This window comes from Streptomyces sp. NPDC026659 (assembly GCF_040638245.1).
Taxonomy (GTDB): Bacteria; Actinomycetota; Actinomycetes; order Streptomycetales; family Streptomycetaceae; genus Streptomyces.
The window spans coordinates 211,687-225,422 of record NZ_JBEZXY010000012.1; the positions used below are offsets into that span (position 1 = coordinate 211,687).

A 13,736-nucleotide genomic window follows, 5' to 3' on the forward strand; every position below is an offset into this window, starting at 1 on the left:
CTCCTCGTCCCTCCTCACCCGCACCGATCACTCCAGCGTCGAGGTCACTCCAGCGTCGAGGGCGGCCGGGCGGGGCGCATCCGGGGTGGGCCGTGGGAGGGGCCCCGGCGGAGTACGGCACTGAAGGCCCCTCCCTCCCAAGGGCCACCGCGCCGAAAACGGCTCGGGCCGGGGCAGCGCGACGCGTTAGGGTCGGCAGCATGGCTTTGGCTGCACAGGATTCACCGGACGCGGACGACGACGTGAACCGTGACTCCGCCGCCCCCGACCCGAAGACCTCCGCCGCCGTGGCCGCTGCGAAGGCCGCCGGGCCGGCGACGGGCGAGACCGTCCGGATCGACAGCTGGATCTGGGCCGTACGCCTGGTCAAGACGCGTTCGCTGGGCGCGACCGCCTGCCGTGGCGGCCATGTCCATGTGAACGGTGACCGGGTGAAGCCCGCCCACTCCGTGCGGGTCGGTGACGAGGTACGGCTGCGGCACGAGGGCCGGGAGCGGATCGTGATCGTGAAGCGGCTGATCCGCAAGCGGGTCGGCGCACCCGTGGCCGCCGAGTGCTACGTCGACAACTCGCCGCCGCCCCCGCCCCGCGAGGCCGTGGCCCCCGCCGGTGTCCGGGACCGCGGCGCGGGCCGCCCCACCAAGCGCGACCGCCGCGAGCTGGAACGGCTGCGGGGGCTGGGATCACTGGGCGCCTCGGCGGCGGCACGCACCACGCCCGAGGAGCCGGACGACACCGGCCACACCGGCCACACCGGCCGATCGGGCCACTCCGGCGACACCGGTCACGCCGGTCACGCCGGTCGATCGGGCCACCCCGGCGACACCGACCGCACCGACCGGCCTGGCCGACCCGGCGACACCGACCGCACCGACCGCACCGACCGCACCGACCGTCGTAGCCGACCCGACCGACCCGGCGGCTCCGGAGGACGACGCCGAGGACGGTGACACCCGACCCCGCGCGCCGCGGCCAGCCCAGCTCAGCCCACCCCAGCTCAGCCCACCCCAGCTCAGCCCACCTCACTCCAGCTCAGCTCAGCTCAGCTCAGCTCAGCTCAGCTCAGCGGCAGCGTCCCCCGCACTGCCCGCACCCACATCCCGTCCTCCGTCAGATACCTGTCCACCTCCAGTCCCGCCTCCGCCAGCGCCTCCTCGAACTCCTCCACGCTCAGCGGGCGGGCGCGGAAGGTCTGGGTCCAGACCGCGTCCGGGAACACATACTCGGCGCGGACCGCACGCACCCCCTCCCCCACCGGATCGCTCGCCACGATCCGCACCGTGAAGCCGCTCGGGTCGACCCGCTCCCTCGGTATCCGGCTGTGATAGTCCGCGCCCTCCCGCTGGAGGAGGACACAGCCCCCGTCCGCGACATGCCGGACGCAGGCACGCAGCAGACCGCGCCGCACCTCCGGGTCACCGGTGTGCACCAGGAATGAGGCGAGCATGACCACGTCGAACCGCTCGCCCAGGTCCAGATCCTCGATGGGTCCGCATATCGTGCGGGCCCCCCGCACACGGGCCAGCATCTCCGCCGACTCGTCCACGGCGGTGACCGTGAAGCCCCGCTCCAGCAGGGCGTGGGTCACCCGGCCCACGCCGCTGCCCAGCTCCAGGATGTGTGCCCCTGCGGGCACCGCCGCCGCGATGACGTCCGGCTCCTCGCCGACCGGCATCCGGGAGTACAGCTCGACCGCACAGCCGTCCGGAGTGATCGCCCCCGGGCCCGTGCCTTCGTGTCCCTCACGCATTTCGACCGTCATGCCCCCACAACGCGCGGCGCTCGCACGGCCGTTCCCCTCCACCGACAGTCCACTCGTTCGAGTCAATTCACCGCCCGGCGGGAACTCTCCGCCCTTGGTGCACGGGCCCGGCGAAGAGTACGTTGCAAGGAGGAGTGGAGACGGAATGCGTACGGGCAGTGAACCGACGACCGCGCGCAGTGCGCTGCGAGCACGGCTCTGGCTGGCCGTGTGGGGGTTCGGCTGGGCCGTCTTCGGGACCGTCGCCTTCGTCCTCGTCGGACGGCCGGGCTGGGCGGCGGCCTGTGCCGCGCTGTGGCTGGTGGTCACCATCGATCTGACGCTGGTCCTGCGGCACTTGCGGCAGGGCCCGCACTACCAGCCGGGCCGCGACGTCCCGCCGTACCAGCCCGTGGACGACGAACCGTCGGACCGACCGAAACCGCCCCGGCCGGGCCGCCCGTCGACACCGCGCCGGCACCCCTGACCCGGAGCACGCTGCCTGACCGGGGGCACCCCTGGACCGGAAACACCGGAGCCGACCGAGCCCCGCCCCCGCGCTCAGGATTCGAAGCGCGCCGCCCGCAGATACTGCGGGTTGGGGTCGAGGGCGGCGGCCAGCCGGAAGTGGCGGCGGGCCTGACCGGGCCGCCCCTGGCGCTCGTAGGTGCGGCCGAGAGCGAAGTGGGCGAAGGCGTTGTCCGGCTCGCGCTCCAGGACGATGGTGAACTCAAGCTCGGCGGGGCGCAGTTGGGCAGCGGCGAAGAAGGCACGCGCGCGCAGCAGCCGGGCGGCGGTGTTCTCGGGATGGGCGGCGATGACCTCGTCGAGCAGCTTCACCGCGCCTCTGGGATCCCGCGCGTCGAGCAGGCGCTCGGCGGCACGGAAGTCGATGACGTGCGTCTCCGGAGTACGTCCGGTCGATCCGCTGGTCTCGGGCACGGCGAAGTCCTTCCCTCACTGGGGCATTCCAACGCCTGTACGCGGAGGGCTATTCCGTCGAACCGCCCTCGTGGGAGCGGGCCGCGCGGGCCGTCAGCTCCTCCCACACCCGGTCGACGCGCTCCTTCAGCGCCTCCAGAGGCACGTCGTTGTCGACGACGATGTCCGCGATCTCCAGGCGCTGTTCGCGGCTCGCCTGGGCGGCCATGCGCGCGCGGGCGTCCTCCTCGGCCATCCCCCGCAGCCGGACCAGCCGGTCGAGCTGGGTCTCGGGGCTCGCGTCCACGACGATCACGAGGTCGTAGAGGGGCGCCAGGCCGTTCTCGGTGAGGAGCGGCACGTCGTGAACCACGACGGAGCCGGGTCGCGCGGCGCTCTCCAGTTCGCGGGAGCGGGCACCCACCAGCGGGTGCACGATCGAGTTGAGGAGGGCGAGCTTCTCGGGGTCGGCGAAGACGAGGGCGCCGAGCCGGGGTCGGTCCAGGGAGCCGTCCCCAGCCAGGATCTCCGGTCCGAACGCCTCGGTCACGGCGGCGAGACCGGGGGTACCCGGCGCCACGACCTCGCGTGCGATGCGGTCGGCGTCGATCAGTACGGCCCCGTGCTCCACGAGCAGCCGGGACACCTCGCTCTTGCCGGCGCCGATGCCACCGGTCAGACCCACTGTCAGCATGACCGGAAGCTTAGAGCCCGCCTGATCGACACCGGCGCGTGGCTCAGCACTCGACTCCGCCGCTCAGCACTCGCCGCCCGCCCGCCTCGGCCCGAAAGGCTATGTCCCGCGCTAAAGGCGATGTCCCGCGCTCGGGCGGCCGCGCGCGGTTCCGTGGTCGATGGTGCGGTTCCGTGGTCGGTGGTGCGTGGCGTATCCGGTGGTCCCGCCGGATGCGCCGACGGAGCCCGGCGGCAGCGGGGCACCCCGCCCTAAGCCACGCGGCTCAGCACGCGCGAACCGCCCCGGCACGGCCCCGGACCCGGACCCGGCCTCAGCCCTCGCCCTCCCGCTCAGCGAGAAACCGCTCGAACTCGCGGCCGATCTCGTCGGCGGACGGGATGTCGACCGGCTCGGCGAGCATGTTGCCCCGGGTCTCGCTGCCCGCGGCCGCGTCGTACTGGTGCTCAAGGCCCTGGACGAGCGAGGTCAGTTCCTCGTCACCCTCACGGATCTGCCGCTCGATCTCGGTCTGCGTGCGGTGCGCGTCGGTGCGCAGCGCGTGCGCGACGCCGGGCAGGACGAGTCCGGTGGCGGCGGTGATCGCCTCCAGGACGGTCAGGGCGGCGTCCGGGTAGGTGGAGCGGGCGATGTAGTGCGGGACATGCGCGGCGACGCCGAGCGTGTCGTGGCCCGCCTCGGAGAGCCGGTACTCGATCAGCGCCTCGGCGCTGCCGGGCACCTGGGCCTCGTCGAAGGGGCTGCGGTGGCCGGGCACCAGGTCGGTGCGGTTGCCGTGCGGCGTGAGACCGACGGGGCGGGTGTGCGGAACGCCCATGGGGATGCCGTGGAAGTTCACCGAGAGGCGGACGCCGAGCCGCTCCACGATCTGCCGTACGGCCGTCGCGAACCGCTCCCACTCCACGTCCGGTTCGGGCCCGGAGAGCAGCAGGAAGGGGGCGCCGGTGGTGTCCTGGACGAGGCGGACCTCGATGGCCGGCACCTCGTAGTCGGTCCAGTGGTCCCGCTTGAACGTCAGCAGCGGGCGGCGGGCCCGGTAGTCCACGAGCCGGTCGTGGTCGAAGCGGGCGACGAGCTGGTGGGGCAGCGTGTCGAGCAGCCGCTCGACGATCTGGTCGCCGGCCTCTCCCGCGTCGATGTATCCGTCGAAGTGGTAGAGCATGACCAGTCCGGCCGATTCCTGAGCCAGCGCCATGTCCACCACGGCCAGCCCCTTCGGCTCCCACGCGTACAAACCCTGCGGATCAAGCACGATGACCGCCCCTCCTAGTGTCCATACCCCCCAACACCCACAGAACCAAAGGCATTCCCAAGATCACCAAGGGTAAGTCCCCAACTGATGTCAAGGTGTCCCACCCAAGGGGCGCGGGGAACTGCGCGACAAGCCACAACGCACCCGCACCCGCACCCGCACCCGCACCCGACAACGCAAAAACGCCTGAGGACCCGCACCTCGAAAGGTACGGGCCCTCAGACTCAGCTGCTAAGCCTCAGCGGTGAGCGTTCAGCTCTGGCCGCCCGCCAGCTTCTCACGCAGCGCGGCAAGCGCCTCGTCGGAAGCCAGGGCACCGGACGTGTCCGCACCCTCGGAGGAGTACGAACCGCCACCGGCCGCGGCCGGAGCGGCAGCCTCGCCACCCTCGGCGGCAGCGGCCTCGTCGGCCTCGCGGGACTTGATGACCTGCGCCTGGTGCTGCTCGAAGCGCTGCTGGGCCTCGGCGTACTGCGTCTCCCACGCCTCGCGCTGGGTCTCGTAGCCCTCGAGCCAGTCGTTGGTCTCGGGGTCGAAGCCCTCGGGGTAGATGTAGTTGCCCTGGTCGTCGTAGGACGCGGCCATGCCGTACAGGGTCGGGTCGAACTCGACCGCCGACGGGTCGGCACCGAAGGCCTCGTTGGCCTGCTTCAGCGAGAGGCTGATGCGGCGACGCTCGAGGTCGATGTCGATGACCTTGACGAAGATCTCGTCGTTGACCTGGACGACCTGCTCCGGGATCTCCACGTGGCGCTCGGCCAGCTCGGAGATGTGGACCAGACCCTCGATGCCCTCGTCCACGCGGACGAACGCACCGAACGGAACCAGCTTCGTGACCTTACCCGGGACGACCTGGCCGATCTGGTGGGTACGGGCGAACTGCTGCCACGGGTCCTCCTGCGTCGCCTTCAGCGACAGGGAGACACGCTCGCGGTCCATGTCGACGTCGAGAACCTCGACGGTGACCTCCTGGCCGACCTCGACAACCTCGGAGGGGTGGTCGATGTGCTTCCAGGACAGCTCGGAGACGTGAACCAGACCGTCGACGCCACCCAGGTCCACGAAGGCACCGAAGTTGACGATGGAGGACACGACGCCGGAGCGGACCTGACCCTTCTGGAGGGTCGTGAGGAACGTCTGGCGGACCTCGGACTGGGTCTGCTCGAGCCAGGCACGGCGGGACAGGACCACGTTGTTGCGGTTCTTGTCCAGCTCGATGATCTTCGCCTCGAGCTCCTTGCCCACGTAGGGCTGGAGGTCGCGAACACGGCGCATCTCGACCAGGGAGGCCGGGAGGAAGCCGCGGAGGCCGATGTCGAGGATGAGACCACCCTTGACGACCTCGATGACGGTACCGGTGACGATGCCGTCCTCTTCCTTGATCTTCTCGATGGTGCCCCAGGCGCGCTCGTACTGGGCACGCTTCTTCGAGAGGATCAGGCGGCCTTCCTTGTCCTCCTTCTGGAGAACCAGGGCCTCGATCTCGTCGCCGACCTTGACGACCTCGTTCGGGTCGACGTCGTGCTTGATCGAGAGCTCGCGGCTCGGGATGACACCTTCGGTCTTGTAACCGATGTCGAGCAGGACCTCGTCCCGGTCGACCTTCACGATGACGCCGTCGACGATGTCGCCGTCGTTGAAGTACTTGATCGTCTCGTCGATCGCGGCGAGGAAGGCTTCCTCGTTACCGATGTCGTTGACCGCAACCTGCGGGGTGGTGGCGGTGGTCTCGGTGCTGCTCGTCATGTGGGAAAGGGCTCCGGTACGGACATTGAAGTCGTAGGTACTGCTTACGCCGGGAGCCCGTTTCGCTCTGCAGAAGCCGGACAGCCAAGGAAGCGCCACATAAGCACCGGGTGCCCGGTGGCGCCTCGACAACCGAGGGGACATACATACAGATGCGAGCGCGACCTGCTACGTCTGAGGTGCGCAGGCCCGCAGCGCAACTTGTAGCATACGGGGGCAGCCGGGCAGGGTCAATGCGCGAAGGCGCACACCCGGGGCGGATCACCGCATTCCCGGCAGAAGAATCGTCTCAAGTGGCCACGCAGGCCCGGGAGACCCGTTCCGTGACGCTCGTCCGGCGGGTCGGCTGGACGGAAGAGTACGACGAGGGAGCCGATCATCCAAGAGTCCATGGGGCCCGATCCCGAGGGGACCGAGCCGGAAGCCACCCGCCGTGACGCGGACGTCGCGGAGAGCAGCCGCGCCAACCGCGGCTGGTGGGACCGCAACGCGGACGAGTACCAGGTCGAGCACGGCACGTTCCTCGGCGACGACCGCTTCGTGTGGGGCCCGGAGGGCCTGGACGAGGTGGAGGCCGAGCTGCTCGGCGCGCCCGAGGACCTGAAGGGCAAGGACGTGCTGGAGATCGGCGCGGGCGCCGCCCAGTGCTCCCGCTGGCTCGCCGCGCAGGGCGCCCGCCCGGTGGCCCTGGACCTCTCCCACCGCCAGCTCCAGCACTCGCTGCGGATCGGCGGCTCCTTCCCGCTGGTCTGCGCGGACGCGGGCGCGCTGCCCTTCGCGGACGCCTCCTTCGACCTGGCGTGCTCGGCGTACGGCGCGCTGCCCTTCGTGGCCGATCCCCGGCTGGTGCTGCGCGAGGTGCGCCGGGTGCTGCGGCCGGGCGGCCGGTTCGTCTTCTCGGTGACGCACCCGATCCGCTGGGCGTTCCCGGACGAGCCGGGGCCCGAGGGGCTCTCGGTGGCGTCGTCGTACTTCGACCGCACCCCGTACGTGGAGCAGGACGAGAACGGCCACGCCGTCTATGTGGAGCACCACCGCACGATCGGCGACCGGGTACGGGACATCGCGGCCTCCGGCTTCCGCCTGGTGGACCTGGTCGAGCCGGAGTGGCCGGCCTGGAACACCGCCGAGTGGGGCGGCTGGTCCCCCCTGCGGGGCGCGCTGATCCCGGGCACGGCGATCTTCGTGTGCGAGCGGGACTGAAACCCTCTCCGGGACTGAAACCCCTGCACGGCGGCCTGCAACCTCTTTGCAACAGGCCGCGTACGACACTGGGGGCGTGATCCGTGACGACGCCCTCGCCGCGCTGCCCGTGCGCTCCGCCCTGCCCGCCCTGACCGACGCGCTGGACGACATCGGTGCCGCCGTGCTGGTGGCGCCGCCCGGTACCGGCAAGACGACCCTGGTGCCGCTGGTGCTGGCCGGGCTCGTCGGCGGCGGGCCCGCGCGGCGGGTCCTGGTGGCCGAGCCCCGGCGGATAGCGGCGCGCGCAGCGGCGCGGCGGATGGCGTGGCTGCTGGGCGAGAAGCCCGGCGACAGCGTCGGGTTCACCGTGCGCGGCGAGCGGGTCGTCGGGCGGCACACGCGCGTGGAGGTCGTCACCACGGGTGTGCTGCTCCAGCGCCTCCAGCGCGACCAGGAGCTGGCCGGGGTCGACGCCGTGATCCTCGACGAGTGCCATGAACGGCATCTGGACGCGGACACGGCGGCCGCGTTCCTGTGGGACGTACGGCAGACCCTGCGGCCCGACCTGCGTCTGGTGGCGGCCTCCGCGACCACGGACGCCGAGGGCTGGGCACGGCTGCTCGGCGGGGCGCCGGTGGTGGAGGCGGCGGGGGTCACGCATCCCGTCGAGACCGTGTGGGCGCCGCCCGCTCGCCCGGTCCAGCCGCCGCACGGGATGCGGGTGGACCCGGCCCTGCTCGCGCACGTGGCCTCCGTCGTGCGGCGGGCGCTCGCGGAGCGCCCCGGTGACGTGCTCTGCTTCCTGCCCGGCGTCGGGGAGATCGCGCGGGTGGCCGGGCAGCTGGGCGAGCTGCCGGACGTGGACGTGCTCCAGGTGCACGGGCGGGCCCCGGCCGCCGTGCAGGACGCGGTCCTGTCGCCCGGGGAGCGGCGCCGGGTGGTGCTGGCCACCTCGGTCGCGGAGTCCTCGCTGACGGTGCCCGGGGTGCGGGTGGTCGTGGACTCGGGCCTTGCACGCGAGCCCCGGGTGGACCACGCGCGCGGGCTGAGCGGACTCGCGACGGTACGGGCCTCGCGTGCGGCCGGTCGGCAGCGGGCGGGCCGCGCCGGACGCGAGGCGCCGGGCGCGGTCTACCGGTGCTGGGCCGAGGCCGAGGACGGCCGGCTGCCCGCCTTCCCGGCACCCGAGATCAAGGTGGCCGACCTGACCGCCTTCGCCCTCCAGGCCGCCTGCTGGGGCGACCCGGACGCCTCGGGCCTCGCCCTGCTTGACGCACCGCCCGCCGGAGCGATGGCCGCGGCCCGCGACATCCTCGCGGCGGTGGGCGCCGTAGACCCCACAGGGCACGCCACCGACCGAGGCACCCGGCTGTCCCGCCTCGGCGTCCACCCCCGTCTGGGCCGCGCCCTGCTGGACACCGACGGCACGGGCGCCGAAGCGATCGCTCTGCTGTCGGAGGAGGTCCCGCGCGAGTACGGCGACGATCTCGCCACGGCGCTGCGGCGCGCCCGGCGGGGCGGGGACGCGTACGCCTCCCGGTGGCGCACGGAGGTACGGCGGCTGCGGGGGCTCACCGGGACGACGGCGCGGGCGGGCCATGCCCCCGGTGCCTCTCCCGGGCACGACGTACTCGACGCGGCCGTCGGACGGGTGGCCGCGCTCGCCTTCCCCGAGCGCGTGGCCCGGCTGGACGGCGGGTCGTACCTCATGGTGTCCGGAACGCGGGCGGAGCTGTCGGAGGGATCACCGCTCCGCGGGGCGCCGTGGATCGTGGTGGCCGTGGCCGACCGGCCCGGTGGGAAGGGACACGCGCGCGTGCGGCTCGGTGCCGCCGTACCGGAGGACGTGGCGCGGGAGGCGGCCCGTGCGCTGCTCTCCGAGGGGGAGGAGGTGCGCTGGGCCGACGGGGAGGTCGTGGCGCGGCAGGTCGAGCGGCTCGGGGCCGTGGAGCTGGCCGTACGGCAACTCCCGGACCCGGAGCCCGCGTTGGTGCGCACCGCCCTGCTGGACGGGCTGCGGCGGGAGGGGCTGGAACTGCTGAGGTGGTCCGAGGGGGCGAGGGCGCTGCGGCGGCGGCTGGCGTTCCTGCGGGCGCGTCTGGGCGAGCCGTGGCCGGACGTGTCGGACGAGGCGCTGTTCGCGCGCGTGGACGAATGGCTGGAACCGGAGCTCGGCCGGGCCCGGCGCCGGGCCGATCTGGGCCGGATCGACGCCGGGCAGGCGCTCGGGCGGCTACTGCCGTGGGCGAGCGGGGAGGCGGGCCGACTGGACGAGCTGGCGCCCGAGCGGATCACCGTGCCGAGCGGGTCGAGCGTCAGGGTCGACTACAGCGACCCCGAACGGCCCGTGCTGGCCGTGAAGTTGCAGGAGATGTTCGGGCTCGGCGAGACCCCGGCGGTGGCCGGGGTGCCGCTGCTCGTCCATCTGCTCTCGCCCGCCGGGCGGCCCGCCGCCGTGACGGCCGACCTCGCCTCCTTCTGGCGGGACGGCTATCGCGGCGTACGGGCCGAGCTGCGCGGGCGCTATCCGAAACACCCGTGGCCGGAGGACCCCGCCACGGCCGAGCCCACCCGGTACACCAAGGCGCGACTCGGCCGGAGTTGACGCGCCGTCAGGACGTCGCGGACGGGCTCGGCGACGGCTCGGCCGGGTCGTCGGCGGCCGGAGTGCCGTCCGCCGGGGCGACCGTCAGCTTCACGGTGAGGGTGGCGCCGCCCGTGGTGGTGATCCGGAGCAGATAGGTGCCACTGATGTCGTCGGCGTACAGCTTCGGGAGGGTGAGCAGACCCTTGTCGTCCGTCTTGAGCCCGGTGAGAGTGCGGACGGGCTTGTCGTCGGCGCCCTTGAAGTAGGGACCCTTGTCGTTCTCGGCGGGGTCGTCGTCGGCCTTGATCAGGGTGGCGGTGGCCTCGACCCGGTCGGCGACGGCGCCCTTGTAGGTGGCCTTGACCTGGACGGCGTCGGTGAACTCGCCGCCGGGGACGCAGGTGTACGCCTTGTCGTCGGCGGGGGCGAGGGCGTCGGCGGCGCGCGGGGTGACGCTCGCCTTGTAGTCGACGCCCTTGACCTGGCGGCCGACGAGAGCGGTGGTGATCTTGAAGGTGCCGCTCTTCTCGCCCGCCTGGAGCGCGGGGGCGGTCGCCACGCCCTCGGCGTCGGTGGTGACGGCGGCGACCGTCTCGCCGCCCGCGAAGGTGGCGTCGGTGTCCCCGGTGATGGTGAAGCGGATCCGCACCTTGGGCACGACCTTGCCGTCCTTGGTCTCGGCGCGGGCGGCGACCTTCCCGGTGAAGGCGTGCCCGGCCATCGCGGTCGACTCGGCCGCGGCGGGGTCGGTGTAGGCGAGATGGTCCACGGTGTCCGTGGCGGTGGGCTGCTCCCACGGCGGGGTGGGCGGCTTGGGGGTGTGGCTGCCGTCGCCTCCGGCGGGGGTGCCCGGGTCGGGCTTCGACGGCGGGGCCGGCTGGGCCGGCTTCGTGGGCTTGGCAGGCTTCGCGGGCTTCGTCGGCTTGGCGGGCGCGGACGGCCCGGTCGTGCCGGAGTGCGCGGGGTGCGCGGGGGTCTCGTCGCTGCGGTGGGTGGGCAGGCCGCCGGTGCCGTCGGGGACGGTGTGGACGCCCTTGCGGTAGTAGCTCACCCAGTTCAGGACGAGGTTCAGATAGTCGGTCGAGTTGTTGTAGCTGAGGATCGCGCTGCGCAGGTCGTCGTCGCGGGACAGGTCCCGGTCGCCCCGGCACAGGTAGTGACCGGCGGCGAGGGCGGCGTCGTAGACGTTGTTCGGGTCGGCCTTGCCGTCGCTGTTGCCGTCGCGGCCGGCCCAGGCCCAGGTGGACGGGATGAACTGCATCGGGCCGATGGCCTGGTCGTAGGCGGCGTTGCCGTCGTAGGCGCCGTGGTCGGTGTCCTTGATCAGCGCGAAGCCGTTGCCGTCGAGCTGGGGGCCGAGGATGCGGCCGATAGTGGTGCCGTCGGCGTCCACACGGCCGCCGCGGGCCTGGCCCGACTCCACCTTGCCGATGGCGGCGAGGAGTTGCCAGGGCAGGTTGCAGCCGGGCTTGGAGTCGCGCAGCTCGGCCTCGGCGCGCTTGTACGCGTCCAGGACGGTCGCGGGGATCTCACCCGCGGTCTCGCCCTCGCCCCGCGACACGGGCGTGCCGATGACGGGCGAGGAACTGGGCGCGGGGCTGTGCAGCGGGGGCAGGTCGGTGTAATACGGGGAACTGCCGGTGGCGTCCGAGGCCGCGTCCGGCGCCGGTGTGTCGAGGGCGGTGGCCGGGGGGTTCACATTCGCTCCGACCGCTCCGGGAGCCTGGGACGCGGACAGGGCCGCGACCGCCACAGCGGCCACCGCGGTGCTCGCCGCTCCCTTGCGCAGCCGACTGCCGAAATGCGCCGCCATAGAACAAACCCTCCCGTGGACGCCATGGGCGCCCGTCTCCGACTACCCCGCACTGGTGTGACGACCGAGCCCGTGCGGTGGTTGCCCCTGGTGCGCGATTCCGTCCCTGTGGCCGGTGCGCGCCGTGCGGCCCACACGGAGGCCCTGTTGACCCTACGACAACTTGCTTGGTGTGCCCACCCGTTCGTGTCCGGATTCCGCCGCCGCCGCAACTGCCCCGGCGCGGCAGGGCCATGCGGCCCACCGCGCATACTGGGACGCACTCGATCACCGGTCCCGGGCGTGGTGAACTGCCCGACGCCCGCTTCTGGAGGCTCCGTTGCCGTTCACACTCAGTCACGCGGCCGCCGTGCTGCCCGCGGTCCGCCGGGACGGGAGCGGGCGGGGCCGGCTGGTGCCCTCGGTGCTCGTCGCCGGGTCCTTCGCACCCGATCTCACTTATTTCGCGGCGAGTTTCGTACCAGGCGCGATGGAGTTCGGGGCGGTCACGCACTCCTTCGCCGGAGTGGCGAGCGTGGACGTGCTCATCGCGTGGACGCTGGTCGCGCTGTGGCTGCTGGTCCGCGAACCGCTCGTGGCGCTGCTGCCCCGCGCCCACCAGGGACGCCCGGCCGCCCTCACGCGCTGCGGGGCACCCCGGGCGCGGATGCGCGCTACGACCGTGCTGTGGTGGTACGTCTCGGCGGCGCTCGGCGCGCTGACACATGTCGTCTGGGACGCCTTCACCCACCACGACCGCTGGGGCTCCCGGATCTTCCCCGCCCTCATGGGAGAGGCGGCCGGACTGCCGGTGTACACCTGGTTCCAGTACGGCACCTCGGCGCTGGCTGCCGTCGTCCTCGTGGTGTTCCTGCTGCGCGCGCTGCGGTGGGCGCCCGCCTCGGTACCGGCCGGGGTGCCCGTGCTGTCCGCCCGGGACCGCGTCCTGGCCGCGGCGCTGCTCGGCGGCTGCGCGGTGGTGGCCGCCCTCCAGCGGATGACGCTGTGGTGGTCACGGCCGAACGCCCCGCTCCTCGAACTGGTGCCCACCGTCTGCTTCGGCGCGGGCGCCGGGCTGCTGGTGGGAGTGGTGCTGTACGCCGTCGCCGTCAGGGCGTGGCGTCCGGCCCCTGCGCGCTCGGCCGTGGCCGCCCGGGAGCCGGTGGGACCCGGGGCTCGCTGAAGGCACTGGGCTGCTCGCAGGACTCACGCCCCAAGCCCTCGCCGTCACGGTGCGGCATCCGGCTCCCGCGCGTCCGGCCGCGCCTGCCCGGGAGCCGGTGGGGCCGGGCGCTCGGTGAGCGATGCGACGAACACGGTCAGGGTGTGCCGGGGGCGCGCCTTGGGCAGCGCGGCCAGCAGCAGCGCGAGGTAGCCCCGGGCGACGTCCACCCGGGCCCGCCACTGGAGCGCGGCGACGCGGCGTCTCATGGCCGCGAGGGCGGCGCGCACCCGCGCGGCCGGGTCGACGGGAATGCGGGCACTGCTCGCATCGGCCGCGAGCGACGGCACCGGCGAGGCGTCCCCGCCCCGCTCCGGGTCCGCCTCCGCCCGCTCGATCCGACGGTGCCACGCCCCGGTCCTGCGGCGGCGGTGGAGCATCCGTATACCCATGCTCGCAGTGTTGCCGCAGCGGCCACCGGGAGGCGTTCTGACGGGGGCCACGTGAGTGACGGGGCCCCTCCGAGGGTGGGCGGGCCGGCAGGGGTGAGAAAAGGACTCTAAACGCAGAAAACCCCCGCACCAATCGGTGCGGGGGTTTCCCTAAAATTTGTTCGGCGGCGTCCTACTCTCCCACAGGGTCCCCCCTGCAGTACC

General features: G+C 72.9%; 12 protein-coding genes. 5 read left to right on the top strand and 7 right to left on the bottom strand.

The window, feature by feature from the left end; genetic code table 11:
- Positions 1 to 200: 200 nt before the first annotated feature.
- The gene (locus AB0E91_RS27715; RefSeq protein WP_361787432.1) at positions 201 to 950 is read left to right on the top strand and encodes an RNA-binding S4 domain-containing protein; all 750 of its coding nucleotides are present in this window, start codon (positions 201 to 203) and stop codon (positions 948 to 950) included.
- A gap of 107 nt (positions 951 to 1,057) precedes the next feature.
- Here AB0E91_RS27715 and AB0E91_RS27720 read toward each other — a convergent pair whose 3' ends face one another.
- The gene (locus tag AB0E91_RS27720) at positions 1,058 to 1,750 is read right to left on the bottom strand and encodes a class I SAM-dependent methyltransferase (protein WP_361787434.1); all 693 of its coding nucleotides are present in this window, start codon (positions 1,748 to 1,750) and stop codon (positions 1,058 to 1,060) included.
- A 157-nt stretch (positions 1,751 to 1,907) separates the two neighbouring features.
- Here AB0E91_RS27720 and AB0E91_RS27725 point away from each other — a divergent pair, with 157 nt between their 5' ends.
- Positions 1,908 to 2,228: a DUF6343 family protein gene (locus tag AB0E91_RS27725; protein WP_361787436.1), complete on the top strand. Its 321-nt coding sequence runs from the start codon at positions 1,908 to 1,910 to the stop codon at positions 2,226 to 2,228.
- A gap of 74 nt (positions 2,229 to 2,302) precedes the next feature.
- On the opposite strand, the gene AB0E91_RS27730 is transcribed toward AB0E91_RS27725, so the two are convergent.
- From AB0E91_RS27730 to rpsA, 4 genes are all read right to left on the bottom strand, one after another.
- The gene (locus tag AB0E91_RS27730; RefSeq protein WP_361787438.1) at positions 2,303 to 2,683 is read right to left on the bottom strand and encodes a tetratricopeptide repeat protein; all 381 of its coding nucleotides are present in this window, start codon (positions 2,681 to 2,683) and stop codon (positions 2,303 to 2,305) included.
- A 49-nt stretch (positions 2,684 to 2,732) separates the two neighbouring features.
- The gene (coaE, locus tag AB0E91_RS27735) at positions 2,733 to 3,356 is read right to left on the bottom strand and encodes a dephospho-CoA kinase (RefSeq protein WP_361787440.1); all 624 of its coding nucleotides are present in this window, start codon (positions 3,354 to 3,356) and stop codon (positions 2,733 to 2,735) included.
- Positions 3,357 to 3,669: 313 nt separating this feature from the next.
- Positions 3,670 to 4,608, bottom strand: a complete 939-nt coding sequence (locus AB0E91_RS27740; protein WP_361787442.1) for a PAC2 family protein — start codon at positions 4,606 to 4,608, stop codon at positions 3,670 to 3,672.
- Positions 4,609 to 4,860: 252 nt separating this feature from the next.
- Positions 4,861 to 6,354 (bottom strand): 30S ribosomal protein S1, encoded by a 1,494-nt coding sequence (gene rpsA, locus AB0E91_RS27745; protein WP_361787444.1) that lies wholly within the window; start codon positions 6,352 to 6,354, stop codon positions 4,861 to 4,863.
- Positions 6,355 to 6,744: 390 nt separating this feature from the next.
- On the opposite strand from rpsA, the gene AB0E91_RS27750 reads away from it, so the two are divergent.
- Both AB0E91_RS27750 and hrpB read left to right on the top strand, forming a co-directional pair.
- Complete coding sequence (locus AB0E91_RS27750) at positions 6,745 to 7,557, top strand: class I SAM-dependent methyltransferase (protein WP_361787446.1); 813 nt, start codon at positions 6,745 to 6,747, stop codon at positions 7,555 to 7,557.
- Positions 7,558 to 7,633: 76 nt separating this feature from the next.
- Positions 7,634 to 10,144, top strand: a complete 2,511-nt coding sequence (gene hrpB / locus AB0E91_RS27755; RefSeq protein WP_361787448.1) for an ATP-dependent helicase HrpB — start codon at positions 7,634 to 7,636, stop codon at positions 10,142 to 10,144.
- A gap of 7 nt (positions 10,145 to 10,151) precedes the next feature.
- On the opposite strand, the gene AB0E91_RS27760 is transcribed toward hrpB, so the two are convergent.
- Entirely contained in the window at positions 10,152 to 11,939 is a 1,788-nt protein-coding gene (locus tag AB0E91_RS27760; RefSeq protein WP_361787450.1) for a lytic transglycosylase, read from the bottom strand.
- 319 nt (positions 11,940 to 12,258) lie between these two features.
- Between AB0E91_RS27760 and AB0E91_RS27765 the strand changes: the two genes are divergently transcribed.
- Positions 12,259 to 13,101 carry a DUF4184 family protein gene (locus tag AB0E91_RS27765; protein ID WP_361787452.1) on the top strand — a complete coding sequence of 281 codons (843 nt, stop codon included), beginning with the start codon at positions 12,259 to 12,261 and terminating at the stop codon, positions 13,099 to 13,101.
- A gap of 44 nt (positions 13,102 to 13,145) precedes the next feature.
- Here the strand turns inward: AB0E91_RS27765 and AB0E91_RS27770 are convergent, their stop codons facing one another.
- The gene (locus AB0E91_RS27770; protein ID WP_361787454.1) at positions 13,146 to 13,532 is read right to left on the bottom strand and encodes a hypothetical protein; all 387 of its coding nucleotides are present in this window, start codon (positions 13,530 to 13,532) and stop codon (positions 13,146 to 13,148) included.
- Positions 13,533 to 13,736 lie beyond the last annotated feature (204 nt).